Here is a 26,954-nt window from a genome sequence, read left to right as displayed (position 1 = left end):
AAGTAATTTCCTCGACTAATTCGTGCGTCTTGCGGTCTACCCGTTGCTATATGGCACGCGGCAGCGGAATGGCGGACGAGAAAACATTGTCCGGATCGTAGCAGCGCTTTGCCTCCATCAATCGTTTCGCATTGCAGCCGTAGCTATGCCGGGCGCGATCGGGATCGTTCGGGCCGAGCAAATTTGGATATCCGCCAGGTAGCGCCGTCGCGAAGGCCTGGCGAGTGGTGCGCGCCCAGTGTCGATGCAATGGCTCGTCCATGACGTCAGCCCGGTCGGGAAAGGTCGCAAGCATTTCGACCAGCACGTGATCGCGGCGGAGACCGAAGGCGGTTGAGGCCTCCGCGACACGGGATGCCGCGCCCCTGAATTCGTGGGTGACGATAGCGCAGCCTGGCGACACCGCGGTTTCCATCGCATAGACGAACGTGTCGATGCATTCACGGTCGAACACCGGCAACGAGCACGTTTCCGTTACTGCCCGCAATCCGTTGACGATGTAGGGATCGAACACGCCGAGCAGAGCGCCATAGGATTTTCTTTCAATCCGGCCCGCGAGCAGGGTACCGAGCTTGAGAAATGGTTCGAGCTTCGCCTCGCCTTCTTTCGGTCGGCCGCTCCAGGTTGGAATCAACATGACCGCAATCGTGCCGGAAGGATCGGCGACGAGCCCGATCTGCACTGTCAACTCATCCGGCGCTGATGCCGTCAACGAAGTGCATCTTTCAAGTACGGCGCGCGCCTCGGCAAAGGGATAGACCAGCAGGCCTGAAAGGACGCTCGGCAACTCGTGCACGCGGTGACGCATCGCCGTGACCACGCCGAAATTGCCGCCACCGCCCCGCAGCGCCCAGAACAGGTCGGCATTGTTGTCGTCATCGGCGGACATGATTCGTCCGTCCGCCAGCACCACCTGTGCGGCGAGCATATTGTCGAGCGCAAGTCCGAAACGCCCGATCAACGGGCCGTAGCCGCCGCCGAGCGTGAGCCCTGCCATGCCGACGCTGGAGGCGGAGCCCGCCACGACAGCAAGGTGAGCGGGATCGGTTACCGCAGTGACGTCGGCGGCGCGGGCGCCGCCGGCAATCGTGACACAGCGATGCTCGGAGCCGAGCACCACGTGTCGCATGTTGCTCAAATCAATCACTATACCGTTGCAGAGTGCTCGACCCGCCCAGTCGTGGCCGCCACCGCGAACCGAAAGCGGCAGGCCGTGCTCGCGCGCGGCACGAATGGCGGCCTGCACGTCGGCAGCGGATTCGCAGTGCACAACGGCCTGAGGCGAGACGTCGATTTGCTTCGCCCAGAGGCTCACTGCGGCGACGTAGCGTTCGCTTCCAGGCAACGAGACGCGCCCGGCAATTCTGCTACTCAGGCTCACGAACGTGTTTTCGATGGAATCGGACATGGTCTTGCTCTCCGTTGACTTCGCGCGAGCGGAATACCGGCGCGATTGGCGGCCGGTTTACGGAGAAGCGGACTAACGTTCGTGAAGATTCCTGCTCTTTTGCAGGAGCAATCAGGCAAGCCCTGAGGGCGCGACGCCGTGTACACGGCGGACCCATCGCGACATATGGCTTTGATCTGCAAAGCCGGTCTCGGCCGCAATTTCAGCCAGTCCCATTCGTCCCTCGCGCATGTGCTGGATCGCCGCCTGAAGGCGAAGATGGACCACATAGCGATACGGCGTCATGCCGACGGAGCGGGCGAACACACGTGAGAAATGGAACTCACTGCGGCCGACCAACGCAGCAAGCTCGGCCACCTGGATCGGCTCTGCAATGTGGGCAAACACGTAATCCCTGATACGTTGCAGCGCGTACTGGCCCAGCCTGCCGCGGGATGAACGGGGTGGTCTTGACGTATGGCCAACCAGAAGTCGGTCGATGAGACGGCTCGCAGCCTCATTCCAGAACAGGGGGCCGCGTGGATAACCATCCGCATTCTCTGATGCCAGCAGCTGTGCGGCTCGGAGAAGGGATTCGTCGTATCCGGAGACGCGCTCGCGCAGTTCTGCGTCCAGGACGTGATCCTCTGCAGAGGCCAGCGCAAGCCGGCGTGGCTCAACCGCGATGAGCAAGACGTCCGCCGATTGGTCGCTTTCAGCCTCACAATCAATACCTGCGGGACTGATCGCGAGCGCGCCGGCGGCCGTTTCCTGCTTCGCGCGCAGCCCGGCCATACGGCATTCAATCCGCAAGGACGGCGACATTTGGAAATAGATCAGATGCTGGTGCGCAGTCGCGCTGAAATGGGCGCCTCCTTCAAATCGCGCGCGAACTGCGCGGACGCCGCTTTCGCCGGGAGGTCCTTCAGTGTGGAGCAGCAGTGGGGGATGGCCATCCTTCTGCGCCCAGCGTACCTTTCCGAGTTCCCTCATCGCGCCGAAATAGCCCTGTTGGGATAGCAACGAATAAGGTCGCCAAATTAGGTGTGGAAACCTGTGAGGAAAGAACGGCGACGATTCATAACGCATAAGTGAGAACGCGTGATTGCCGCGCGATTTCGCATCCAGCTCCCGTAAGGCTGCTTGCGAGCCGCTGTCAAGGACAGGTCGGCACCGCCCTTGCAGCCACGTGCGCCACGTCGGGAATGCGCTTTCAGACGCCATCGAGCGATCATGGATGAGAGTGTGTTGCTTTCGGTCCTCTGAACCGCGCAACGGGTGCATCCCTTCGAGCAAGGCCGGACTGCAGACCGGAAAAAACGCGTCGCGCAGCAGGAAGGTAGACTTGGGGTCCGGCCAGCGGCCATCACCGTAACGAATGCCGACATCCATTCTCTCGGCAGCGAGTCAACGAGCCGGCCGCTGGTATCTCCATCTAGCACGCCGCCAGACCTCACACATGCGATGATGCGAACTTCTGTTTCAGATCACTGGCGCTAGACATCACAGGGTGCTCCGTCAAAGCGGACGCGCGCGGCATGGACATCGGAATAACAACGGTCGGCCCAATCGATGAGGCTCGCCATCGGGTTCAGCAGGGATTGGCCTAGCGGGGAAAGGCAATATTCAACGCTCGGCGGCTTGGTCGGAAAGACATGGCGGGTGATAAGCCCGTCGCGCTCCAAGTTGCGCAGCGTCTGGGTGAGCATGCGCTTGGAGATGTCGCGGATGGCTCGGTGAAGCTCGCTGAAGCGCTGCGGTCGCGTCGCGAGGGTCATGAGCATGAGTATGCTCCATTTGTCGCCGATGCGGTCGAGCACGTCGCGCACCGGGCAATGTACGGGTTCTACTGACTGGGCGTCGTCCGATTGATATCGACTGAATCGCTCGATCGCGCTCAATGCGTCGCTCATGCGGGTTCCCTTTTTCTCTCCTGGTTACAAAAAACTGCCTCCTTACGGTGCAGGTCTAAGGTCTTTATACGAGACCTACCCTAGAATATAGACCATCCAGCACCGGGAGAATACGCATGTTTCTAGTTGTGGGAATTACGGGAAAAGTAGGCGGCGCAACAGCCACACATCTGTTGGCGCAAGGTAAGAGAGTACGCGCACTGGTTCGCGACCGCGCGAAGGCGGCAAGCTGGACGGACCAAGGCGTCGAACTGGTCGACGGCGACTGGAACAATGCGGCCGCCATCGAGCGGGCGCTCAAGGGCGTCGACGGCGCGTTTGTCATGTTGCCGGCCGTCTGGACCCCCTCGCCGGACTTCAAGGAAGCCAAGGGCGTCATCGCGAACTATGTCGAGGCGCTGACCAAGGCCGCGCCGCCACGGGTCGTCGGGCTCTCGTCGATGGGGGCGAACCGGACCAGCGGGCTGGGGATGATCACGGCCCTGTCGTTGCTGGAGCAAGGCTTTCGCAAACTGACATCGCCGACCGCCTTCGTGCGCGCCGGCGGGTTTTTCGAAAACTTCCTTTACGGCCTGCACGTCGCCCAGGGCGGCACGCTCCCCGTTTACTACAATCCAACCAGCCGGAAATCGACGATGGTCGCGACGAACGACATCGGTGCCGAGGTGGCGACGCTGCTGACCGGGCCGGCGTGGTCGGGGCATCGCGTCATCGAACTTGGTTCGATGATCAGCGCGGATGAAGTCGCAGCGCAACTGGGCGATGTCATGCAGCGCGAAGTCAAGGCCTTCGCTGTCCCGCGGGCCGAGTGGCCGGCAGCGTTCGAGCAGTTCGGCATCCCGAAGGGCCAAACCGGACCGGCTGAAGCGATGTTCGAGGCCGTCAACGCGGGTTGGATGGACCTCGGCGTCGCTGGCACGGAACACGTCGCCGGCACAACGCTTCCCCGCGATGTCTTCGCGGCGGCCCAGAAGGCCGCCACGGCGTAGGTCCGCGGGATCAGCGATGCGACCTTCGGACCTGCTCCGGAAATTCGCATCTCCTTCGGAATGAATGCGTCGCGGCCGGCCGTCTCTTGGACCACACAGGTCCTCCGCGGCGCCCTATCAGAAAAGGTTGGACAAAATGTCAAAGATTTCCTGGCGCCAGGTCTCGGCCTTGGCACTTGCAGCTTTCTTCGTCGTGGGATCGCTCAGCAACATCTTCGCCCCTGGGTCTATCTACGAGGAATATCTGCGTTGGGGATACCCGCCATGGTTCCATTTCGTGACCGGATCGCTGGAACTCACGACCGCCGTTCTGCTGGCGCAGGCACGGACGCGGCTGTGGGGCTCGGCGCTCGGCTGCACCGTGATGTTGGCGGCGCTCGCGACCGTCACCCTCCACGGCGAATACGGGCACGGGGTGCCGCCGCTTATCGTGGCGACACTATCAATAATCGTCGGCTGGATCGTCTGGCGGAAGCGGCTCTCCAGCTCGGCATGAACTGTCGCCACTGGAGGCCGAGGGAATGTCCGCGCGCGAGCGTTCACGGGTGAAAATCCGGGTCTTCACGGGTGCCGTACCCAGCGTAGAGCTGTTGGTTCAGCTCCTTCTCCACGAGCAAATGAGTTCGTGACTGTCCGGTGCATAATTCTTGATTTCTGTACCTCAGCCACGGCAGCGCGAGGTCCGTTCCGGGTCTAAAACCGAAGTGACCGCGCCGGAACCGCATGTCTGTTCTAACCCCCCACAACAGACATCGTCCGGTCGCCGGCATGTCCGTTTCGTGCCACATCCGGACTCGTGCACCGCAGCAAAGAACAAGCTGCCGACCATCGGAGTTTTTGCGTGGCCGCGTTTTTTTGGCTCAAGGGGGATCGCACGAGTTACATCGATTTCAAAGCGCGGCGATCAGAACGGAGGCGGCTTTGGCCGCGGGGGCTCCGGGCCGAAAGCCCGTGCCGCATCCCGCTGAGGCCGGCTGACCTTGGATACGGCGAGTTGGCGCGCACTCAGTCACCGAACACCGGCTTAGCGTAAAAATCGGGGAAGATCGCGGGAAGATACAGGTGGGCCTGCGCGCGCGCACCGACGTCGCGGCCGGAATGGGCATCCATCGGGACGATCGCCTCCACCCCGACCTGGAGATAGCGGCTCACCCAGATGAAGCCCGGATTGACCGTGCCGGTCGTCCTCCCCACCAGCGGCCCATTGAGTGGCGTCGCCGTCGTGAATTCGATCAACGGAACCCATCCCTCGGGGTAGCGGGTCCCGGTACGGTTGGCGCCGGTATAGGAGTTGGTGACCAAGCTGTATTCCAGGGCAAAGCCTAGTTGCAGGATCTTCGGGTTGATCGTCTCGGAAAGTGTCGTCGGTCCGGTGAGCAGCGTCGTCGGACTTGTGAAAGCACCTATGTCCGCGCGCGGGATATTGGTCGTGCCCAATGAGGTCAAGGTGACCGAGTCCGTTGGCACCGCGACGGCGACCGTGGCGCTGATCGTGAGCGGCCGTAACCACGCCAGCGAGTCCGGAAGATCGCCAAAGCCCTTGCCTATATAGATCGTCGGCGTCAGCGTGGAGAATGACGAGGCGACCTGGGGCGATCCGGTGCCGCCGATCGCCGCCGTACCGCCCACCGTGAAGACGAATTGGTGCTCGGGGTTGGTATAGAGCTGATACTGGGCGCCGATCACGAAATCTTCGAAGCCCGTGCGCGTCCCCCTGTTAGCGTCATCCAGGATGCGAAACGTCTCGGTGAAGAACACCGCCAAGTCCTTGGTCACAAGTCTGCTGTAGGTGGTGGGAATGTCGATTTCGTGCGTGGTGGGCGTCGTGGCGGTGTCAGGCAACCGCACAAAATAGGGAGGATTGTAGAAGTCGGCCGCGGTGGGAACGGTGGTCGCCAAGGTCGAGGGGAAGTAGCGGTCTCCGACGTAGGCCGCCGACCCTTCCGAACACGTCGCGAGCAGGATCAGAAAGCCTGCTATTGCTGTACGCCAAGCAGCGTGAGCCATCGCGCCCTCCTACTGTCTAAATAATGCTGCTACTCCACCTGTTGAGCGGCATCCCTGTCGGCCGCTACGATATCCGTGATCATCCAACGCCTCACGCCGCAATGCAAGTCGCCAAGATGCGATAGAGCGTTGACCTCACCCATCAGCTGCTGGTCGAACCGGCAAAACCGGAGCGCAGGACCGTCCACTCCCTACCGCGGACCGGGTGCAATATATGTTTTGCGGCCCAATATTTTGCGACATGGCAGCGACCGTCCGTCAAAAGGCGCGACTTCTGGTACGGGTCAATCGCGTCGTTTTGACCACTACCCCGATCAACGGACATCGGCAGACCAGCCAGCCATGTCCGTTTCGTGTCATGAACAGATATTGCGTCGGCCGGCACCTCCAGGCTGTCAACGCGACGGGCACGGCGCGCCATCCTGCAACGCTTTCGCTATGGCTCCCAATATCGCAGGGTCATTTCGTGCCGCCCCTATGGATGGCGGCCGTGCCGATCGAATCCGGGGGGCACCTTGTGTGCGACAGTTGTCTGTCGCCAGCGCGTTCGACGGTCACGGGTGAGGACGCTGTCGCCTCGACGGGCAGCGTGAACTGAAAAGTCATGCCCCGTCCCGTGTTGGGGCTCGCCCAGAGCCGGCCGCCATGCGATTCGATGATGCGCCGACTGATCGACAGTCCCATACCGGTGCCTTGCGGCTTGGTGGTAAAGAATGCCTCGAAAATGCGTTCGGCTTCGCCGATGGAAAGCCCGACGCCGGAATCGCTCACCGAAATCGCTATTTGACCATCCTCGCATTTCTTCGATGCAACGGTCAGTTCGCCACCGGTGTCTTGCATCGCCTCGATGGCGTTGAGCATGAGGTTCATCAGAACCTGCTGCAGCTGCACGCGATCGGCTGTCGCCGTCGGCAGGCTGAGGTCGAGTCCGGTCCCGATTGAAACCGAGTTCCGATTCGCTGTTTCGTTTAGCAAAGCGGTCATCTCTCGAATGATTTCGTTCAGGTCAACGGGGGCCCGTACCGGCGTCCCTCGCCGGTAAAGGGAGCGAATCCGGTCGATGATCTCCGCGGCGCGCGTCACGTCCGCGATCATCAAGGACGCAGCGTTGCACGCTTCTGTCACGTCGGGCACACTGCGACGCAGCCATCGTGTGCACGCCTCGGCATTCAATGTTGCAGCGGCAATCGGCTGCCTGATCTCGTGAGCCAGCGACGCCGCCAGCTCTCCCACGGTCATTACCCGGCCAATATAGGCCAAGTCCGCCTCGAGTTGCCGCAGCCTCTCGCGCTCTTGCTCGGCCCGCTTGCGATCTTCAATGTCCGTCAAAGTTCCATACCATTTGCGGATCTTGCCGCGCTCATCGCGCAGCGGCACAGCTCGGACCAGGAACCAGCGGTATTCGCCATCGGCACTTCGATGGCGTGCCTCGTTCTCGAAAGGCTCACCGCTGACCAGCGACTGCTGCCACCTGGTCATGTGTCTGTCGACGTCATCGGGATGGAGCGCAGACTGCCATCCGGCCCCTGAAGTGTCTTCCACGGACAGTCCTGTATAGTCCACCCATTGTCGATTTGCCCAAGCGCTGCCTCCATCGGGCGAGGTTGTAAATGCCATGGTCGGTATCGCCTCGATCACGTCGAGCAGCTCTTTTTCACTCCGGCGGGAGATCTCCTCGGCCATCCTGCGTTCGGCTCTCTCACGGGCTTCGCGCAGCGCACGCTGCACCGAGGGCTTCAGCCTCGCCAGCCGCGTCTTCAGAATGTAATCGGTCGCCCCGATTTTGAGCGCTTCGATCGCTACTTCTTCGCCGAGCGTGCCGGAAACAAAGATGAAAGGCAGATCGGGGCGTTCACTTTGCGCAAGCTTCAATGCGGAAAGACCGTCGAACGAAGGAAGCTGGTAATCCGCGAGAATCAGGTCGATTGCACCGTCCTCGAGAGCGGCCACGAACTCGGCGCGAGTTTGGACGCGGGTTGTTTCGCAGACGAAATGATCTGTTTCAAGGAGCCCTTGAATGAGCTCCGCGTCATGGGCGTCGTCCTCCAGCAACAAAATTCGGAGAGGAGTCTTTATGCCGGCTTCTTCATGCCCTGCAGCGACTTTCGCGGTCGTCTTGCGTTCGGCTCGCTCATCGGCCTCGCGCAGCGCGCGCTGCACCGAGGGCACCAATCTCGACATTCGCGTCTTCACGACATAATCGGTCGCCCCGATTTTAAACGCTTCAATCGCCACTTCCTCACCGAGCGTTCCGGAAACGAAGATGAAAGGCAGATCGGGGCGGGCGCTTGACGCAAGCATCAATGCGGAAAGGCCGTCGAACGAAGGAAGCGTGTAATCCGCAAGGATCACGTCAATTTCAACGTCTTTGAGAGCCGCCACGAACTCGGCGCGAGTCTGAGTGCGGGTTATTTCACAGACGAAATGATCGGCTTCAAGGAACTCTTGAATGAGTTCCGCGTCATGGGCGTCATCCTCCAGCAACAAAATTCGGAGAGGAGTCTTCACGTTCGCTTTCTCACGCTGCCCGGCGGCGGCTCGTTGATGACCGCCCAGAAGACGCCGAGTTCTTTGACCGCATTGACAAACTCATGAAAATCGACAGGCTTTACGACGTAGGCGTTCACTCCGAAGTTGTAGCTTCTTATCTTGTCTTTCTCTTCGTGCGACGATGTCAGCACCACCACCGGTATCATCTTCAGGCGCTCGTCTGCCTTCACTTGCTGCAAGACCTCCAATCCATCGATCTTCGGTAGTTTCAGATCGAGCAGCATGACGGCGGGATTTTCGTTCGGGCGAGCGTGAAATTCCCCCTGACAATAGAGGTAATCCAGAGCTTGCTGTCCGTCGCGGGTAACCACGACCTCATTGGCGAGGTTAAATTCCCCCAGCGCGGTCAGCGTAAGCTCCACGTCGTTCGGGTCGTCCTCGACGATCAAAATGCGTCCCAGTTCGTTCATGGCGTGCTCCCAGTCCTTTCCGTCGCATCGTGTGCATTCGGGAGTGAGAAATAGAAAGCGGCGCCTTCATCTACCGCTCCCTCGGCCCGGACCTTCCCGCCATGGCGGTGGATGATGCGCTGAACGGTAGCCAGTCCTATTCCGGTGCCTTCAAACTGTTCGGCAAGATGCAGACGTTGAAAGACGCCGAACAGCTTATTTGCGTACTGCATGTCGAAGCCTGCGCCGTTGTCTCTCACGAACACCTCGACTTCATCGTTGTTTCCGTCCAAGCAGCCAATCTCGATTTCGCTCCGTGTTCGGATGCGTGTGAATTTGACCGCATTGGAAACAAGATTGACCACGACCAGCTTCAGCATGGAACGGTCTCCGTAACAGACCGGCAGCGCGCCAATCTTCCACGCGATATCCCGATCCTTGGTGTCGCGACCGATCTCCGCGACGACCTCCTTGACAACCTGCTGCAGGTCCACTGCCGTCCTTCTGGTCTCGGTCCGCCCAAGCCTGGAAAACGCCAGCAGATCGTCGATCAGGTTACCCATTCTTTTTGCTGACGCGAGAATTGTTTGTACGTACCGGCGACCCTTGTGATCGAGCGAAGAAGCTGCCTGTTTTTGCAGCAGCTCCGAGTACCCGGCCAGATGACGAAGGGGCGCGCGCAGGTCGTGGGACACCGAGTAGGCAAACGATTCCAATTCCTTGTTGCTCGCCTCGAGTTCCGCAGCCCGCTTCGCAAGCTCGCGGTTGAGGCTTTTTATTTCGTCCTCTCGGCGAGCCCGCTCCTCCACTTCAACCTGAAGGCGGTCCCCGGTTTGACGAAGACTGTCCTCTACCCGGCGTCGAACAGCGCTGAATGAGGCGACAATTCCCGCCCATACGACGAAAATGAGAAAGTAAGGTAGATCTCTGGTGGAAATGTTGAAGGAGTAAAGCGGCTCCGTAAAGAAGTAGTCGAAGCAGGCCGAAGACAATAGAACGGCCACCACGGAAGGCCCGGCTCCCGCATACCAGGTGGTAAAGGCGATGGCCACGGCAAGAACCGGCAGTTCCACTTCTCGGAACTGATAATGCTGCAATGCGAACGCGACCCCAAGCGCGATCGCGACGGCAACGACTGCAAAGCCGTAGCGCAGGATCGGTGACTCGATTCTCTGAAATTCTCGGTTCCAGTAAGCCAGGCTACGCCTCACTCAGACATGGGTGGTCCTTATGCAAGCTCGGTCATGATGACCCTTTTCCTCCGATGGCTGCCGGAAGCGGGCGCAACGCGGCGGCCAACCGATGTGAGAATGTAGATGTGAGAATGTAATGTAATTGAGGTCCCTCTCGTCAAGGCACCGGGTGCTTTGACGCGTTCCGTGGCGGCCCCTGCAAAGGACCATCGCAGCGTCCTCATGAAGGGCGTAGGCCGACAGCTCCATCGGAGGATCCCTCGCTTCGGCTGCCGCTTTATCGCCGGCATCAACCCCGATCGCCATCACGGCCGGTGCCTATGGCGTCACGGGTCCCGCAGCGAACCCCGCGAGCCGCCAGCGACGGCTGGTCACAAACCTCGGCGTACTCTTCGGCGGGTTTTACGGTATAGGATTCACGCTCCGCCTGCCACTCGAAATCAGGCTGATGCCGCCCGCGCACGGAGAGCTACGCCCTCGATCAGCGCCGGTCGGGGCGGTCGGCATGTCTCAAAGGTGCCAAAGAAGGACTCGTACGCCGCTCGTCGTTCATGACCTTTTCGGCGCGCGATAGACCCGCCTGGTCCGATAGCGACGTAGTCCCGATTTGGCTCCCCATGTGAACCAGCTCATAGTTATCCCACGGACCCTGCGGTAGGGTTTGAGGATTGTTCTGGGACCCACTGGGGCCATGGCGGGTATGATTTTCATCAACTACCTTCGAGAAGACCAGATCGGCACTGCCGGTTGCCTGTACGATGGATTTTGCTTACCTCGCGGCCTCATAGTCTGCGGGTCATGACTTTAAAGACGCATTCGACGAAAACGCATTGGACTTTGCTTTGCGTCGCGTTGCTGGGGTTGCTGGCGAGCGCACCGGCCAGAGGTGAAGATTACCCTTCAAGGGCGATCACGATCGTGGTTTCGCTCGCGGCCGGGAGCGGCATGGATGCGATAGCGCGTCTCTATGCGGAGAAACTGTCGGAAGCGTTCGGCAAGCCGGTCATCGTGGAAAACAAGCCCGGGGCAGCGACAACGCTGGCTGCCAATCTGGTCGCGAAGGCGCCCCCCGACGGCTACACGCTTGTCGCGCTGACCAGCATCGCGTTGTCGATCAATCCGACATTGTTCAAACACCTTAATTACGACCCGCAGGACTTCACACCGATCTCGCTCTATGTGAAGTCGCCGTTCGTTCTGGTGATCAATCCCTCGCTGCCCGCCAAGACGCTTTCGGAGTTCGCCGAACTCGCCAGAAAGGCAAACCCGCCGCTCAGCTATGCCTCGATCGGTACGGGTTCGGTGCAACACATGTCGATGGAATTTGCCAAGAAGCGGCTCGGCTTCGACGCAACGCATGTGCCGTATCGCAGCACGCCCGAGTCGGTCACGGATCTGATGGGTGGCCGCGTTGCGGCGAGCTTTCTCGAGGCCGGCCTCTCAATACCCCTGATCAAGGAAGGAAAGCTGCGCGCGCTCGCGGTTTCTTCGGCGCAACGATTACCGCTGCTTCCGGATGTGCCGCCGTTCGCCGAGGCATCGGGCGCTGCGGACTACGAAGGTGTGTCTTGGCACATGCTGCTGGTGCCTTCAAAGACGCCCCAGCCGATCATCGACCGGCTTCATGCGGAGATGAAACGCATCATGGAGGCGCCCGAGATGCGGGCGAAAATCGCCGCGCTTGGCCTGATCCCGATTGATTCGCCCTCGATCGAAGATATGCGCAGCTATATTAAGTCCGAGCAGCTGAAATGGGGGGCGATGGTGAAGCAGCTCGGGCTCGAAGGCTCGCAGTAGACGGGTTGTTCATGGACGCGAGGGCGTACCCGACGCCTTGCTAACGCCACGGTGCCGGTAGCCGTCGGCTTCAGCTTCGATGATCGTGTTGGTGGCGTTTGCGTTGGCCAGGGAAGCCGGATTTTGCCGCGTTAGGAAGTAGCCATCTCATTCGCCAGCGGCCTGCCCCACACCGGCAACGTCGAGATCCGCCGTCTTGAGCAACGGAAGGGGTTGGTCGCCAAGCATCGCCTCGACGACGACATTGCGGGCCGCCGCGACGCCGAGCCCGTGCTGTGCGATCAGGTCGCTGCATTCAGCGACAATCTGATCCGCATCCTGCATGAGCTTGAGTTGCTTGAAGCGATCGTGCCGGTGCAACCCCATGCTCTCGCCGACGACTTCGAGGATGTTGACGATGCGGAACGGCCAATCGCGCTCGTGCGCGCATAGCTCGCGGTGATCGGAATGATAGACTGCAACGAGCGCGTCGACGGACGCATCGCAGGCCGCCTGAAGTTCATCGAGCTGCAGCTTGCGTTTGAACGCGGGAAGAACACCGACGTTGACACTCTGCAGACCGACCGCGGGCTGTTTGAGGTCGACCAGCTCGATACCAGGGATCGTCTGCAAGATTTCTACCGCCGCTTCAATAATGCCGGACACGCCGGGGTGCCGGTGCAAGGCGACCCGCATCTTGACCTGCCGGTGCAACAGTGGCGCCAACTGAGCGAGCCGGCCGTGGAGAAACCGCAAAAACGGGGTCATCTCGAACGGCCGCGAGCCGATCTGGCGTTCAATTGTCGGAAGCGTCGTCTCGTTGAACTGGACGTAGCAGCTCGGGCACCAGGAGATCACCTGGCCAGACTTCGAGTGCGACATCTTCTCAATCGTGTTCGAGCCCATGCGCCCGGACATCTCGACGTCGCCTGCACGAAGCTGAGAGACGCCGCAGCAATGGGTCGGCCCGCCCATCACCTGGTAGGTAATGCCAAGCGCATCCATGATGTCGAGGGCGAGTAGCGCGATGTGCGGCGTCTTGAGCACGTTGCAGCCGGTGTAGAAGACGAAATCCGGGGCCTCGATGGGTCTTGAGACTGACGCCGATTTCTGGCCGAGGCGCTCCAGCATCGCGTCCGTCAGTTGCAAACGCGAGAGCGTGGTCACATCCCGGCTGGTCTCGCGAAACCGCGTAACGCCTCGGCGCCGACGCTCCGGCAGTTCGTTCTCGTTTTTCGCGATCGCGACGCGCGCCATGGCCAGCAGGAAGCGCGGGTTGACGCCGTAATCGCACGCCCGGATGCAATCCCCACTCAGCATGCAGGACGCCGCCCATTTACGCGAGGTCTCGGGACCCTCCCCGCTGCGCACGATGTCCAGGATGCCGCTAATGATCTCGGCGGAGCTCGAATGCGAGACGCCGGCAGGGCTTACGCTCGGGCAAACCTCGACGCATTTGCCGCACCTTGTACAGGCGTCAAGCATCTCCTCAACGCGAGCGTCCAGAGCGGTCTCGAAAGTGATGTCGGTCATCAGCTGCGGATCCAGCCTCTTAGCCGATGCGGCGAACTAACAGCGCGCAGGTTTGATCTTGACATTCGAAGCCTAGCCCACGCGCAACGAGCCGTAAATGGGCAAGCTCGTTGCTGCGCAAGGATTAGCCGATCGGCCACACGCAGCTTGAAATTCCTGACCCAGGCTCACGAAGCTGGAACCGACCCGAAGGATTCCGCATTGGTCTTGCGCGGGGTCACGGATGGAATGGTTGCAGGCACGGCCGCGTATTCAAAAAAGGCTCTTCTCGGTACAGGCCATGCCAAGGAGCTGACAGATGAAAAAGCACCTTTATTTGCTCTGTGGCGCGCTTGCTGCGATCACAATCCAGCATTTTAGTGCATTTGCGGAGACGGCCAAGCCAGATGCGACCGCCACCCCTCCTGCTGCCATCTCCGCACCACTCGAAACAAACGGACTGGGCTCGAAGAAAACCGCGAAGGATTGCGACGATGAATGGAGAGCCCAGCAAGACGAAATGATGAAATACGATATGACTGAAGAGTCTTATGTCGAACAGTGCAGCGTGGCGGATGACGTCCCGGTTATTCCCTCGGAAACGAAAACGAATCCCGCTCCGTCGGCAGCACCCAAATAGGTCCGCTGGCCGACAGAGGACAGTCGCAGCTTATGCGGCAAGCGCCTAAAACCAGGGACAACAGGATCAACTCTGTGCGAGCGCCAATTCCGGGCGGCCATTTATGACACGTTTTGCGTTACAGTACTGCTCGCGATGAGATAAACGCCTCTAAGCTGGAAAGGCGCGACAAGGTTTTATCCCGCAATTCGCAATTGGTGTGCTGATGTTCAAGCATGTCACTGTCGATCCGGCTCGCCGCGCGCTATTGGGCGCTGCGGGGGCGTTCATCCTGCAAACGGTATTACGACCGGCAACCGCATCAGCTCAGACGGCGGCCGGCTCCAAGATGAAAATCGGCATTATCGGCGCGGGCCATATCGGCGGCACCATCGGCGAGCTCTGGGTCAAGGCCGATCATCCGGTCTTCTTCTCCTCACGTCATCCGGAGGAATTGAAAGACCTCGTTGCACGCCTTGGCCCTTTGGCCCAGGCCGGCACCGTCGATCAGGCGATTGCCTTTGGCGATGTTGTTTTCATCGCGGTGCCTTACGGCGCACTGCCGGAGATCGGGAAAAATTACGGCACATCACTTGCTGGCAAGATCGTGCTCGACGCCGACAATGCCGTGGCGAGCCGCGACGGCGCTATCGCAGACGAGGCCGAGCGCGATGGCATCGGAATTACTTCGCAGAAATATCTGCCGGGCACCCGGCTGGTGCGCGCCTTCAACACGCTCAGCTACATGATTTTTGCACGCGAAGCGAACCGCCCTGCCCCCAGGCTCGCGGTACCCATTGCCGGCGACGATCCGGAAGCCGTGCAAGTTACGGCGGGCCTGGTGCGCGACGCCGGCTTCGATCCGGTGGAGATCGGTAAGCTCGCCGATGCGCGGCGCTTCCAGCGCGGCGCGCCAGGATATGGCCAGAATGTGGGCGCGGCTGAGCTCAAGCAGAAACTGTCGCTGACGCCATGATGGCTCTAGAGGGCTGGCTGCAGCGCGCGGTGCCTGCGACAGCGCGAGAACGTTCGGCGGCGCTGTGGTCGTTCGCCTATTTCTTCGCGCTGCTTGCCGGCTACTATGTGTTGCGTCCGCTGCGCGACCAGATGGGCATCGCCGGCGGCGTCAGAAACCTGCCGTGGCTCTTCACTGCCACGTTTCTCAGCATGCTGGTCGCCCAGCCACTCTACGGCGCGCTGGTGGCGAGATTGCCGCGGGTCAGGTTCATCCCGATCGTCTACCATTTCTTTGTCGCCAACCTGGCCCTGTTCTGGGTGCTGCTGACGTTAGACATAGAAAAGGTGTTCGTCGCGCGGGTATTTTTTGTCTGGCTCAGCGTATTCAACTTGTTTGCGGTGGCGGTGTTCTGGTCGTTCATGGCCGATCTGTTTACCGCGGAGCAAGGCAAACGGCTGTTCGGGTTCATTGGCGCCGGCGGCACCGCTGGAGCGCTCCTCGGTCCTGTCGTCACGATCTGGCTGTCAAAGCCGCTTGGTCCGGTCAATTTGCTGATCGCGGCCGCCGCCCTGCTCGAAGCGGCCGTATTCTGCGTTCATCGCATTGAACGCGTGGCGGAGGCGCCGACAGCAGTGGATCCGCGGCAGCAACCTGTTGGGGGCGGCGCCATCGCGGCACTGCCCGAATTGATCCGCTCGCCTTATCTCCTGGGTGTGGCCACCTGGGTCAGCCTGCTTTCGTTCGGCGCGACGATTGCCTATTTCGCGCAGGCCAACATCGTCTCGACGACGATCCATGACGCGACAACACAAACACGCTTGTTTGCGGGTATCGATCTCGCGGTGGGCCTGCTCAGCCTGGCGACACAGGTCTTTGCCACCGCGAAATTCCTCAAACGATTCGGTACCGGCATCTCGGCCGCAACGCTACCTGCTGTTTATATCGCCGGCTTTGCAGCGGTGGCGATCGCACCGAGCCTGTCCGCGGTGGTGACACTCCAGGTTACGCAACGCTGGATGAACTTCGCAATCGCAAATCCGGCACGCCAGATATTCTTTACTGTGGTTGGGCGCGAAGAAAAGTATAAAGCCAAAAATCTGATCGACGTGGTGATCTATCGCGGCTCGGATGCGTTGTATGGCTGGGTATACGACAGCCTGCAGGCGCTGGGGTTGAAGCTTGGCGCTATCGCGCTCTGCGCGCTCCCCGTCGTCGCGGGCTGGCTCATTATCTCAACCGCGCTGGGGCGAACGCAGGAACGTCTCTCAACGAAAAGTGACGACGAAGGAGCGCTCAGATGCCAATCCGGATAACCCGCCGGGACTTCGCCGCACTCGCCGGCGGATTTCTGGTCTCGCCCAAAGCCATTGCTCAAACCGACACACCGCTTATCACGCGTGCAATTCCCAGCAGCGACGAGCGCATTCCTGCAGTTGGCCTTGGTACGGCTTATGTTTTCGACCAGGATGACGAAACGACACGGAGCAAGGCCGCTGCAGTCATACAGGCTCTGATCAGCGGTGGCGGACGGCTCATCGACACCGCCTCGACCTATGGCGATGCCGAAAGCGTACTGGGCCAGGTCACCGCGGCTACCGGCTTGCGCGACAAGCTTTTCATCGCCACCAAGCTCGAGTCGCCCGACGCACGGGAACTCAAGCGGTCGTTGGCCCGACTCAAGACCGAAAGGGTCGATCTGCTGCAGCTCCACAATGTCAGGAGCAGGCAACAATCTCTCGAACGCTTCCGGGATTGGAAGGGACAAGGCGTGTGCCGCTATGTCGGCATCACCTCAACATTTCGGGGCGACTATCCCGCAGTCGAGGCCGTGCTCAAACGGGAGAAGCCTGATTTCGTCCAGATCGACTATTCACTCGATAACCGCGGGGCTGAGAAGAGCATCCTGCCACTGGCCGCCGAAGTCCGCGCCGGCGTGCTGACCGCATTGCCTTTCGGCAACGGCAGATTATTCCGGGCAGTGCACGGCAAGGAATTGCCGGACTGGGGCCGGGTGTTCGCGAATTCCTGGGGACAGTTTTTCCTGAAATTTTTGCTCGGCGACCCGCGTGTGACCGCGGTGATTCCCGGGACCGGCGATCCCGTCCACATGACGGACAACGCCGGTGCGATGCGCGGCCCGTTGCCCGATCCCGATCAACGTCGTCGAATGATCGAGTTCGTCGATTCGCTCTGATCGATGATCGATTTGCCGGCGTTAACGTGTGACTGATTGACATTCACCTCGCATCAAAGATGGTCTCACGCAGTGCACAAGAGTCGTTCTATTCGATGACCTCGTCTGCCCGTGCGAGCAGCGACGGCGGCACGATGAGGCCGAGCGCCCCGGCCGTCTTGAGATTGATGGTCAATTCATATTTTGTCGGGGTACCGGTAAATCGCCGGGCTTCTCACCCCTGAGGATGCGATCGACATAGCCGGCCGCGCTTCTGAAGAGGTCGAGCACATCCGTTCCGTACGCGATCAATCCGCCGTCGACGACAAAGATGCGCCGCGGATAGATCGCGGGTACGCGATGGCGTGCGGCAAGCTCAATGATCCGGATCCGATGCTCCGCGGTGAACGGGTCGGCTATCACGCTGAGGCCGCCGCCTGGTTTCTCGCTGATGGCTTTGACGGCGTTGTCGATATCGCGATCGTCATGAACGGGCGCCTCGATCATCTCCATTCCAAGTGACGTCGCGGCGGACTGAAGCGATGGAAGGTATGGCGAAAACGACATCGTTTGCGGGTTGTAGATGACGGCGACACGATCGACGGGCGGCGCGATTTCCTTCAGTCCTTGAAGCCATTTCTCGCCCACGGTGAAATCAACAAAGCTGAAACCGGTCACGTTGGAGGCGGGATGCGCAAGGTTGGCGACAAATCCCTGGCCGAGCGGATCAGTCACCTGCACGAACACGATCGGAAGCGTCGTGGTTTCATGGCGCAGGGCGGCGACCGCAGGCGTTGTATTGGCAAGGATGACGTCGGGCTTGAGGCCGACCAGCTCTGCCGCATAAGCCTGGAAACGTTCGGGAGTCCCACTGGCCCAGCGATATTCGAAGCGGGCATTCCTCCCATCGATCCAGCCGAGTTCCCTCAGCCGTCCGGTGAAGGCCTTCTGGAAGGTTTGTGCTTCCGGATTCGTCGAGTCAAATCCCATGAGCACGCCGATGCGGCGCATCCGCTCGAGCTGATGGGCGCGCGCCAACCGCGACGCCGCAACCGCCGTTCCGCCGAAAAGCATGACGATCAAGTCGCGCCGCCGCATGTCTGCCGCCGCTCGAAAGACATCTTCCGGGACAGCCGCAGTTTATCACTTAAAGACCCGTCAGGGAGCGGGAATTGGCTACCTGCCAGGCCTTTGATGACGCCTGCGCTAAAGCAGGCGTCATCGCCGAGTTTCACCCTTCCACCTGTTATTGCGGATCAGCTGTAAATTTTCGTGTCCCGGGATCAATGGTTTTTCGATCCGATTGTTGTGCCGGCCGGAAACCGCCGGTCACTCTCAGAGTCGATGCGCCTGTTGCAGCGCAAGATTGTCATTTAGTTCCAGCGGGAGGATGCTCGGGGCTGAGCACAAGGGAGAGCAGCATGAGTAAGGCCGGTCTCGACAATCGCCACCGCAACAAGGATGGCGAAATCAGCCACAAACACGGAAACACCCTCATCCGCACGTTGCGCAGGATTTACGGACCGAGTTTCGCAGCCGGATATCCGGACACCGAGAAACTGAGCGAGGTTCTGGTTCAGCTCAACGATACGTCACTGAGCCAGCTCCGCCGCGATCATGAGACCGGACACCTGGAGCACAAGATCGCAAACGCTTCGAAGTGAAGCCGCGAACTGTGAAGTTGATGGCGGCGGCACGCATGTCTCGAATGGTGCCGCAGACAGACGTTCCTCACTACACTCTGTGTCGACCGATCGCATTCGTCGACGATTTACTAGGTCTTCGTGAGTTGCACCGGAGCTCTGACGCAAATCGGCAAGTGTCCGCCAGCCCCGCGTTGCTTCCGTCTGTAATCCTTCTGCGTGTCGCGCAATATCTTCGGCATGCTGATAAGGGCCCAGCACATCTTAGAAATCACAAGCACATCGCGCGGGATTCAGTAGCCGCCAGTCGCCCCCTATCTGGGTCGACGTCTGAAGCGATGTTGAACAGGAAGCCGCCGCGATCCTGCGCGCGGGGTTCCCATTGAAACAAAATTTGATGAGATAGTTCAAAAAGGCGGGAATATTTCCCCAAATTGGCTTGATTTGTCGGATTTTCTTCCGGGCAGCATTTGTTTGATGGGGGCAGCATTTTGTTTGACGGGTAAGAACGAATGACTGATCAGCAATTGACTCTTCAGGCAATCAGCGAAGCCCAACTCATACTGGAAGAATATCTTCGGCCCCGGCCGCAGGACAATGAGCGTATCCTCGACAAGTTGGTGGAAGTTCTCGAACGCCCCGATTTGGTAGTCGCAGTAAACCGCTTGCAGCAACAAAGCTGTCCTTCAGTGTGCAAATGAGGAAACTTCCATCTATCGCTTTGGCCGCCTGGATTGCTACGATCCTGCCAGTCGGGATTCCAAATGCGCAGGCCGCGCAACAATGCAGCGCCACGACACCATCAAATCCGCACGGGCGTTGGTGGTCCTATCGTCTGATCGATGGACGAAAGTGTTGGTACGAAGGCAAGCCCATGCTTTCGAAATCGTTGCTGGAATGGCCCAAGGAGGCATCCGCGCAACCCGTTTCCAACGCAGAGGGTACAAGCGTGGTGACAGAGAAGCCTGGCAATCCATTAGGCTCGCAAGCCCGGGCACTGAAAGACTCTGATACTTTCGAAGCGCGATGGCGCGAAAGGGTGAGAATGGAATAGGCGTTGCCCAAAGGAACGTGTCGACGCGTCGGGATCGCGCCTACGCGTCACAAGCAATTCGTTTTTTTGGCGACTCGCGAGGAACGCTTGTTTTCAACCAAGCGCGCGGCGGAAACCAGCAATGCGAACGGCTGCAGAATTCAATCTCTATTACGCGACCCCTGACCCCTGGCACATTTCCCACGCGCGATTCAGGGACAAGGTCTTGCGCCGATGCCTGAAGCCATTCATCCGGGATAAATCCGTTCTTGAACTCGGTTGTGGCGAAGGCCACTTGACCCACGCAATTTTTAGCAAAGCGCGATCCGTGGTTGGCATCGACATAAGCGATGTAGCAATTGCGCGCGCTGAATCGCTAAACTTGCCAAATGCCAGATTTGAAAGCGGTGATTTTTTACAAGCGTCATTCGAGGGCTACGACGTGATCGCAGCCATCGAATGCGTCCACTATCTCTCCCTGCAGGAGCAGGGAGCGCTTCTGGAGAAAGTTGCCAAAGAACACTCTGGCAAGATATTTTTGCTTTCGGGTCCGATCGTGGACTACAGAAGGCACTTCAGTCATAAGCGATTGATGTACGAGTTTGCGACTTTAGGATTCACTCCCCTTAAATTTTATAACCTGTCCGTATATTGGCATCCGCGTTCATCCAGAATCATCGCTCATCTCATCAAGCTGCCACTTGGATACACCTTGCTTGATCGGATACCGGAGTCGATGATCTACCAAAGGCTATATGCACTTCGAGCACCGAAGGAGCCACCCACTCGGATATTCGATAACCCGACAGAGAGAGTTCGTGTGGGCTCGGCCGGAACAAGCAATTCGACCATACAGGCGACGGCAATGTCCGAGTTGGGTCAATCTCGTCATTCCGACCGCGTGCCGGGTATTTCCGGCCCAACTCGGAAGGCAGGCAATTTCCGAGCCCGTGGGCAATTCGCATTTGTGCCATCAACCGGGCGATTTGTGTTCCTGACTACTGTGAGGCGCCCTCCTCGGTCTGGGCACACGCTTGGACGCCACTAGCTTTAGACGCTTCCGGCATTCAAGCTAATGTGAGGCCCGCCTGCCCCAAGTCCGTCCTCGCGGTTCCCGGCTGTACCTTTCTTAAATTTCATTTTCTCTTTTTTCGCGTCGGGCGTTGTCTAGCAGCCCAGGGCGACGGCGCAGCTTTGTGGCATTCAACGCAGGAGAGCGCGATGCAACGGGTCTTCATCATTGCGATCATGTTTCTCGGCATCACGACGGCCCAAGGGCAAACCGTGTTGCAACCGAATGGTCAGACAGCTGGCAGCGAAAGTACAGGGTCTGTTCCTCTCGGTGTACCAACGTCGCCCTCGGTGCCAACGTCGCCCTCGCCATCTATGTCATCGCCTTCGCCAGCAACGCAGTTCGGCACGGCGTCGGGAACGTCGGGATCGCCAACTGCTACGGGATCGGCGAGCGGTGCCACGGGGGCAACAGGCTCCGCCTCGCGGATATCTCAATCACCTTTACTGTTGCCGGGGGAAATACCGGACACATCCACACAGGCGGCGAGTTCGACCGCGACGGCTCCCAGCGCTCCGTCACCCATCTGCCCGCCTCCAGTCCCCTCAACGGATGGAGGCTCGGCAAACCTGAGCGGAATAGCAGGCGCGTCGCTTGGTGGATGCTGAGGCTGGAAAAACATCGGTTGCGTGGACTCCGCTAATCACCGCACGAGCGCCCGTCGTCGAGGCCGCATGATCCGCTGTCTACGGGACGGCACGTGCAGAAGAGGCGCTGAGCGATATCCAAGACGGCGTATTGGATGATCTCGCCGCGTACCGCAGAGATGCCGGCGGAGCCACATGCATTGCGGCCGATAGTATTTGGCGCTGAATGGCGCTAATATTTTCATGTAGGTGCCGGAGTTCTTCGGACCGGCGGGGTTAAATGCTTCACGCCTCGGCGGGAGAATATCCTTGACCCGCGAACACTTAGTGCGACGGCTTACAGCCATATTCGCAGCCGATGTCGCCGGTTATAGCCGTTTAACGGGCCTGGACGAAGAGGGCACGCATGTTCGTCTGAAGGAACATTTGCGAGCCCTGATTGATCCAAAAATTGCCGCCCATCGCGGGCACATCGTCAAGAATACCGGCGATGGGCTGCTGGCCGAGTTCAAGAGCGTCGTGGACGCGATACGCTGTGCGGTCGATGTTCAGCGTGGCATGGCGGAACGTAATTCAGACGTACCGCCGGACAAGCGAATTGAGTTCCGGATCGGTATCAATGTCGGTGATATCATAGAAGATAACGGCGACATCTTCGGCGACGGGGTCAATGTAGCGGCGCGCCTCGAAACCATTGCCGGACCCGGCGGCATTTGTGTTTCCGATGATGCCCACCGGCAAGTCCGCGATAAACTCGATATCGTGTTTGACGACGCTGGCGAGCAGAACCTCAAGAACATCGGGCGCCCGGTCCGCGTATTCAGAGTGAGGGATCGCTGGGCGGCCGCACGCCAAAGACCCGCGTTGACGCTCCCGGACAAGCCCTCGATTGCCGTTCTGCCCTTCCAGAACCTCAGTGCCGACCCGGAGCAGGAGTATTTCGCCGATGGCATCGTGGAGGATATCACGATGGCGCTGGCGCTGTTTCGCTGGCTGTTTGTGATCGCACGCAATTCGAGTTTCACTTACAAAGGCCGGCCCGTGAACGTGAAGCAGGTCGGCCGCGAGCTTGGCGTGCGCTACGTACTCGAAGGCAGCGTGCGCAAGGCCGGAAACCGTATTCGTATCTCGGGCCAGCTTATCGATGCCGAAACCGGAGCACATCTCTGGGCGGGCCGGTTTGAGGGTGCTTGAAGACATGTTCGATCTGCAAGACCACGTAACATCCAGCGTCGTCGGTGCAATCGCGCCGAAGCTGCAGCGCGAGGAAATCAAGCGGGCCAGGCGCAAGCCAACCGAAAATCTGGATGCATACGACTATTACCTGCGTGGACTGGCGAGCGCTCGCCGGTGGACCAGGGATGAGAACGCCGATGCGCTCCAGCTCTTTTGCAAGGCGATCGAGCTCGACCCCGGTCTGGCCTGCGCATACGGCATGGCCGCGTGGTGCTGTGTCCGGCGCAAGGCGCTTGGCTGGATGAACGACCGCGTTCAGGAAAGCGAAGAAGCCGTGCGAATGGCCCGGAAAGCGGTGCATCTGGGTGGCGAAGACCCTGTTGCGCTGTGTATGGGGGGATATGCACTCGCCTTCGTAGCCGAGGAGTTCGACGACGCTGCGGCTTTCATGGATCGGGGACTGGCGGTCAATCCCAACACAGCGCAGGCTTGGACGCTTAGTGCCTGGCTGAGGGTCTGGAGAGGTGAGCCGGACCTCGCACTTGAGCACGTCGCGCGTGCCATGCGCCTGAGCCCGCTCGATCCGAACATGTTCGGCATGCACGGAGGCATGGCGTATGCTCATTTTCTCGCGGGCCGCTATGACCTGGCGTCGTCGTGCGCCGAAAAGGCAACGCGCGACAATCCGGCATTCCTGCTCGCCATATGCATTTCGGCAGCCAGCAATGCGCTCGCCGGGCAGCTTGAGCCAGCGCAAAGAGCCATGTCACGGGCACTCGAATGCGATCCCAATTTGCACGCTTCCAATCTGAGAGATCTGGCACCATTTCGCCGGGCGCAGGACTTCACCGCGTTCGCCAAGGGTCTCCTCAAAGCAGGCCTGCCGGAGTGATTGGATTACGCCTCTGGCCACGCTTGCATCCACGCGCGATTGATGTGAACCAGCAGGGCTGACGGCCGGTCACCCCACTCGACGGCGCGTGACGCAGCCGCGTATTTGAATCCGGGGCCGACTGCCGATAAAGTGTCAGCGCCGCCGACCTCAAAATGGTGATGTATAAAGGCGGTACATGGCCGCAAATCGGTCCGAAGGCCGGTTGTCCACTCCGCGGATAATCCACCGAAGCTCAGGCAAATGACGAATGGTTCGTTCTGACCTGGCACGACAAACGGGGGCGACACAATGACCGCGCCCGACGCGCAGTCCGGCCTGCCTCCCGAGCCCCAGCAGGTGGTTCAGGCCTTGACCCGTGCAGCGATCTTTCTGGTCGCGGCGATCAACCCTGGCGGCGCCAGTCGCGCGGCAGTCCGGTCGTTTTGCGGCGACCTCCCGGGGCTGTTACGCTCGGTCGGCTTCCGCGATATCGAGGGCAACCTCTCCTGCGTGATGGGGATTGGCTCCGACGCATGGGACAGGCTCTTTGGGCAACCGCGGCCGGCAGAACTGCATCCCTTTCGGGAAATCAAGGCCGGCCCACGCCATGCCGTCGCGACACCCGGCGATCTCGTCTTTCACATTCGCGCCAAGCGCATGGATCTCTGTTTCGAACTGGCGACCCAAATCATGGCCCGGATCGGCAACGCCGTTTCGCCGATCGACGAAGTGCATGGCTTTCGTTATTTCGATGACCGCGACCTGATCGGCTTTGTCGACGGGACGGAAAACCCGTCCGGGCAAGCCGCGATCGAGGCCGCCTATGTGGGGGCCGAAGACGCCGGCTTCGCCGGTGGCAGCTACGTGATCGTGCAGAAATACCTGCACGACATGACCGGCTGGAACGCGCTGTCCACGGAAGCCCAGGAGCGCATCATCGGCCGCACCAAGCTTGCGGACATCGAACTCGACGACGCCGTGAAACCGGCCTACGCCCACAACGCCCTCGCCAAGGTCGTGGTGGATGGCAAGGAAATCAAGATCATTCGCGATAACATGCCGTTCGGCCGCGTGGCCGAGAAAGAGTTCGGCACCTATTTCATCGGCTATGCGCGTTCGCCGCGAACGATCGAGCAGATGCTCGAAAACATGTTCGTGGGTCTGCCTGCCGGCAACTACGATCGATTGCTCGATTTCAGCGTCGCCAAGACCGGCAATCTGTTCTTCGTCCCATCAGCGACTTTCCTGGAAAATGTCGGAGACGAAGATCCGGCAACGGGATTTTCCGACCAGCCTGCCGTTCCGGCGCCAGAGCCGGCGCCGAAACGCGAAGGTTCGCTCGACATCGGTTCGCTTAAAGGAGACCGCCCTCATGAATAATCTTCACCGCGGGCTTGCCCCGATATCCGACGCGGCATGGTCAGAGATCGAGGAAGAAACGTCGCGCACCATCAAGCGCTACCTTGCCGGGCGGCGCGTCGTCGACGTGCAGGGGCCGGGAGGGGTCGATCTTTCCGCTATCGGCACCGGCCATCTGCGCAATGTCGCCGCGCCCGGAGACGGAATTCTTGCGCGACAGCGTGAGGTCAAGCCGCTGGTCGAACTCCGGGTTCCCTTCGAACTCAATCGCCAGCAGATCGATGACGTGGAGCGCGGCGCCAACGATTCAGACTGGCAGCCTGCCAAGGACGCCGCACGGCTGCTGGCCTTCGCGGAGGACCGGGCGATCTTCGAGGGCTACGCCGCTGCAGGTATCGGAGGCGTCCGCCAGCGAACCAGCAATCCGGTCCTGACGCTTCCGTCCGAAGTACGCGCCTATCCCGACGTCATTGCCCAGGCGCTCGGTCAATTGCGAATGGAAGGCGTCAACGGTCCCTATTCCGTGGTGCTGGGCGCCGAGGCCTATACGGCCCTGAGCGAGAGCAGCGATCACGGTTATCCGGTAATGCGGCACATCAGGGATCTCGTGGACGGCGAAATCGTCTGGGCGCCCGCGATTACCGGTGCATTCGTGCTGACGACGCGCGGCGGCGATTTCGGTTTGTATATCGGAGAGGATGTGTCGATCGGCTATCTAGGTCACGACGACGAAAAGGTTCGGCTCTACCTGCAGGAGACATTTACCTTCCTGTTACTGACCACCGAGGCTTCCGTTGCTCTGACCGTCAACGAGGCCAAAGCCAAAGCCTGATTTCGCTCATTGTCGCAAAAAGCGGTCATTGTCCAAACGATTGAATTCGGCGCGTGTCAGCAGGCTGCGCGCGAAGGGCGCGCAGTTCAGGGTAACCCGGCCCGCCGCGCGGTCGCTAACATCCCATCTTGTCGGCGACCCCGCCGAAGTCTTTCGCCACGATGTCCCAGTCGCCCCTCGCCTCGAAATCGTATTTCTGCAGCGGGCCGTATTCGGTCGGGCGCGCGACGAAGGCGGTTTTCAATCCCAGTTTCTGCGCGGCCTTCAGATCGTGGTTGTGGGCTGCGACCATCATCACCTGCTCCGGCGGCAGGCACAGCAGTTTTGCCGCGCCGAGATAGGTTTCGGGATCGGGCTTGTAGTGTTCGAACAGTTCCGCCGACATCACCAGGTCCCACGGCAAGCCCGCGAACTTCGCCATGTTGGTCAACAGCGCGACGTTGCCGTTCGAGAGCGGGCTGATGATGTATTTTGTCTTGAGCCGCGTCAGTCCGGCGACGCTGTCCGGCCAGGCATGAAGCCGATGCCAGCCCTTGGTGAGGTAATCGAGGTCGGCGTCGTTCAATCCGGTGATTGACAACTGCGCGACCAGTTTTTCCAGCGACTGCCGGTGCAGCGTGTCGAGGATGACGTAGCCGCGCTCGGGATGCTTGCGCACCTCGTCCATCGAGGCGGCATAGACGGCGCGCCAGCCATCGACCAGCGCGGTCCAGTCCGCCTTGATCCCCCGCGTCTCGCCCCATTTGCCGAAATCCGCGATCAGGCTGGTGCGCCAGTCGACCACGGTGCCGAACACATCGAACACCAGCGCTTTAACGGCGGAAATATCGGACATGTTGGCTCCCTGGTTTTTTGATCCGTCATTCCGGGGCGCGCGAAGCGCGAACCCGGAATCTCGAGATTCCCCGATGT

The 26,954-nt window shown here is 60.1% G+C and carries 22 protein-coding genes and 1 pseudogene; 12 read left to right on the top strand and 11 right to left on the bottom strand.

The features are described 5' to 3' along the window. Nucleotides 1-46: 46 nt before the first annotated feature. The 3 genes from B5527_RS17485 to B5527_RS17475 form a co-directional block, all read right to left on the bottom strand. A complete protein-coding gene (locus tag B5527_RS17485; protein WP_079602633.1) occupies nucleotides 47-1,408 on the bottom strand; it encodes an FAD-binding oxidoreductase in 1,362 nt (453 codons plus the stop codon). 111 nt (nucleotides 1,409-1,519) lie between these two features. Further along, nucleotides 1,520-2,779, bottom strand: a complete 1,260-nt coding sequence (locus B5527_RS17480) for a helix-turn-helix domain-containing protein (protein ID WP_079602632.1) — start codon at nucleotides 2,777-2,779, stop codon at nucleotides 1,520-1,522. Between the two features lie 104 nt (nucleotides 2,780-2,883). After that, a complete protein-coding gene (locus B5527_RS17475; RefSeq protein WP_079602631.1) occupies nucleotides 2,884-3,300 on the bottom strand; it encodes a winged helix-turn-helix transcriptional regulator in 417 nt (138 codons plus the stop codon). A 116-nt stretch (nucleotides 3,301-3,416) separates the two neighbouring features. Between B5527_RS17475 and B5527_RS17470 the strand changes: the two genes are divergently transcribed. Continuing rightward, nucleotides 3,417-4,289, top strand: a complete 873-nt coding sequence (locus B5527_RS17470; protein WP_079602630.1) for an NmrA family NAD(P)-binding protein — start codon at nucleotides 3,417-3,419, stop codon at nucleotides 4,287-4,289. A gap of 136 nt (nucleotides 4,290-4,425) precedes the next feature. Beyond that, on the top strand, nucleotides 4,426-4,785 hold the full coding sequence (locus B5527_RS17465) for a DoxX family protein (RefSeq protein WP_079602629.1): 360 nt from the start codon (nucleotides 4,426-4,428) through the stop codon (nucleotides 4,783-4,785). A gap of 509 nt (nucleotides 4,786-5,294) precedes the next feature. On the opposite strand, the gene B5527_RS17460 is transcribed toward B5527_RS17465, so the two are convergent. The 4 genes from B5527_RS17460 to B5527_RS17445 all read right to left on the bottom strand — a co-directional run bounded on the left by B5527_RS17460 (nucleotide 5,295) and on the right by B5527_RS17445 (nucleotide 10,446). Then, nucleotides 5,295-6,296 carry a hypothetical protein gene (locus tag B5527_RS17460; protein ID WP_079602628.1) on the bottom strand — a complete coding sequence of 334 codons (1,002 nt, stop codon included), beginning with the start codon at nucleotides 6,294-6,296 and terminating at the stop codon, nucleotides 5,295-5,297. A 459-nt stretch (nucleotides 6,297-6,755) separates the two neighbouring features. Next, complete coding sequence (locus B5527_RS17455) at nucleotides 6,756-8,804, bottom strand: response regulator (protein WP_079602627.1); 2,049 nt, start codon at nucleotides 8,802-8,804, stop codon at nucleotides 6,756-6,758. Beyond that, nucleotides 8,801-9,256 carry a response regulator gene (locus B5527_RS17450; protein WP_079602626.1) on the bottom strand — a complete coding sequence of 152 codons (456 nt, stop codon included), beginning with the start codon at nucleotides 9,254-9,256 and terminating at the stop codon, nucleotides 8,801-8,803. The genes B5527_RS17455 and B5527_RS17450 overlap by 4 nt, the downstream gene beginning before the upstream one ends. Next, nucleotides 9,253-10,446, bottom strand: coding sequence for a sensor histidine kinase (locus B5527_RS17445; protein WP_079602625.1), 1,194 nt, complete (start codon nucleotides 10,444-10,446; stop codon nucleotides 9,253-9,255). Before B5527_RS17445 ends, B5527_RS17450 begins: the two co-directional genes overlap by 4 nt. 900 nt (nucleotides 10,447-11,346) lie before the next feature. Here B5527_RS17445 and B5527_RS17435 point away from each other — a divergent pair. After that, nucleotides 11,347-12,225: a Bug family tripartite tricarboxylate transporter substrate binding protein gene (locus B5527_RS17435; RefSeq protein ID WP_172842577.1), complete on the top strand. Its 879-nt coding sequence runs from the start codon at nucleotides 11,347-11,349 to the stop codon at nucleotides 12,223-12,225. A 147-nt stretch (nucleotides 12,226-12,372) separates the two neighbouring features. Here the strand turns inward: B5527_RS17435 and B5527_RS17430 are convergent, their stop codons facing one another. Next, nucleotides 12,373-13,737: a (Fe-S)-binding protein gene (locus B5527_RS17430; RefSeq protein WP_079602622.1), complete on the bottom strand. Its 1,365-nt coding sequence runs from the start codon at nucleotides 13,735-13,737 to the stop codon at nucleotides 12,373-12,375. A 298-nt stretch (nucleotides 13,738-14,035) separates the two neighbouring features. Between B5527_RS17430 and B5527_RS17425 the strand changes: the two genes are divergently transcribed. The 4 genes from B5527_RS17425 to B5527_RS17410 all read left to right on the top strand — a co-directional run bounded on the left by B5527_RS17425 (nucleotide 14,036) and on the right by B5527_RS17410 (nucleotide 17,487). Next, a complete protein-coding gene (locus B5527_RS17425) occupies nucleotides 14,036-14,356 on the top strand; it encodes a hypothetical protein (protein WP_079602621.1) in 321 nt (106 codons plus the stop codon). Nucleotides 14,357-14,561: 205 nt separating this feature from the next. Then, a complete protein-coding gene (locus B5527_RS17420; protein WP_079607344.1) occupies nucleotides 14,562-15,311 on the top strand; it encodes an NADPH-dependent F420 reductase in 750 nt (249 codons plus the stop codon). Continuing rightward, nucleotides 15,308-16,606 carry an NTP/NDP exchange transporter gene (locus B5527_RS17415; protein WP_079602620.1) on the top strand — a complete coding sequence of 433 codons (1,299 nt, stop codon included), beginning with the start codon at nucleotides 15,308-15,310 and terminating at the stop codon, nucleotides 16,604-16,606. The genes B5527_RS17420 and B5527_RS17415 overlap by 4 nt, the downstream gene beginning before the upstream one ends. Continuing rightward, nucleotides 16,591-17,487, top strand: a complete 897-nt coding sequence (locus tag B5527_RS17410; RefSeq protein WP_079602619.1) for an aldo/keto reductase — start codon at nucleotides 16,591-16,593, stop codon at nucleotides 17,485-17,487. Before B5527_RS17415 ends, B5527_RS17410 begins: the two co-directional genes overlap by 16 nt. A 171-nt stretch (nucleotides 17,488-17,658) precedes the next feature. Here the strand turns inward: B5527_RS17410 and B5527_RS17405 are convergent, their stop codons facing one another. Continuing rightward, nucleotides 17,659-18,564: an ABC transporter substrate-binding protein gene (locus B5527_RS17405; protein ID WP_079602618.1), complete on the bottom strand. Its 906-nt coding sequence runs from the start codon at nucleotides 18,562-18,564 to the stop codon at nucleotides 17,659-17,661. A gap of 323 nt (nucleotides 18,565-18,887) precedes the next feature. Here B5527_RS17405 and B5527_RS17400 point away from each other — a divergent pair, with 323 nt between their 5' ends. Next, on the top strand, nucleotides 18,888-19,130 hold the full coding sequence (locus B5527_RS17400) for a hypothetical protein (RefSeq protein ID WP_079602617.1): 243 nt from the start codon (nucleotides 18,888-18,890) through the stop codon (nucleotides 19,128-19,130). Nucleotides 19,131-19,516: 386 nt separating this feature from the next. Here the strand turns inward: B5527_RS17400 and B5527_RS44045 are convergent, their stop codons facing one another. Then, nucleotides 19,517-19,783 (bottom strand): hypothetical protein, encoded by a 267-nt coding sequence (locus B5527_RS44045; protein WP_154072313.1) that lies wholly within the window; start codon nucleotides 19,781-19,783, stop codon nucleotides 19,517-19,519. Between the two features lie 501 nt (nucleotides 19,784-20,284). On the opposite strand from B5527_RS44045, the gene B5527_RS17385 reads away from it, so the two are divergent. From B5527_RS17385 to B5527_RS17370, 4 genes and pseudogenes are all read left to right on the top strand, one after another. Continuing rightward, the gene (locus B5527_RS17385; protein ID WP_079602615.1) at nucleotides 20,285-21,190 is read left to right on the top strand and encodes a class I SAM-dependent methyltransferase; all 906 of its coding nucleotides are present in this window, start codon (nucleotides 20,285-20,287) and stop codon (nucleotides 21,188-21,190) included. Between the two features lie 938 nt (nucleotides 21,191-22,128). Continuing rightward, nucleotides 22,129-23,869, top strand: a pseudogene (locus B5527_RS17380) (adenylate/guanylate cyclase domain-containing protein). Nucleotides 23,870-24,160: 291 nt separating this feature from the next. Beyond that, nucleotides 24,161-25,231 carry a Dyp-type peroxidase gene (locus B5527_RS17375; RefSeq protein WP_154072312.1) on the top strand — a complete coding sequence of 357 codons (1,071 nt, stop codon included), beginning with the start codon at nucleotides 24,161-24,163 and terminating at the stop codon, nucleotides 25,229-25,231. Beyond that, on the top strand, nucleotides 25,224-26,042 hold the full coding sequence (locus B5527_RS17370; RefSeq protein ID WP_079602614.1) for a family 1 encapsulin nanocompartment shell protein: 819 nt from the start codon (nucleotides 25,224-25,226) through the stop codon (nucleotides 26,040-26,042). Before B5527_RS17375 ends, B5527_RS17370 begins: the two co-directional genes overlap by 8 nt. A 115-nt stretch (nucleotides 26,043-26,157) precedes the next feature. On the opposite strand, the gene B5527_RS17365 is transcribed toward B5527_RS17370, so the two are convergent. After that, on the bottom strand, nucleotides 26,158-26,877 hold the full coding sequence (locus B5527_RS17365; RefSeq protein ID WP_079602613.1) for a haloacid dehalogenase type II: 720 nt from the start codon (nucleotides 26,875-26,877) through the stop codon (nucleotides 26,158-26,160). Nucleotides 26,878-26,954: the final 77 nt, after the last annotated feature.

The organism is Bradyrhizobium erythrophlei (assembly GCF_900129425.1).
In the GTDB taxonomy this organism is placed as follows: Bacteria; Pseudomonadota; Alphaproteobacteria; order Rhizobiales; family Xanthobacteraceae; genus Bradyrhizobium; species Bradyrhizobium erythrophlei_C.
Note: the sequence above shows the minus strand (reverse complement) of the source record. Positions and strands in the feature narration are given on the sequence as shown.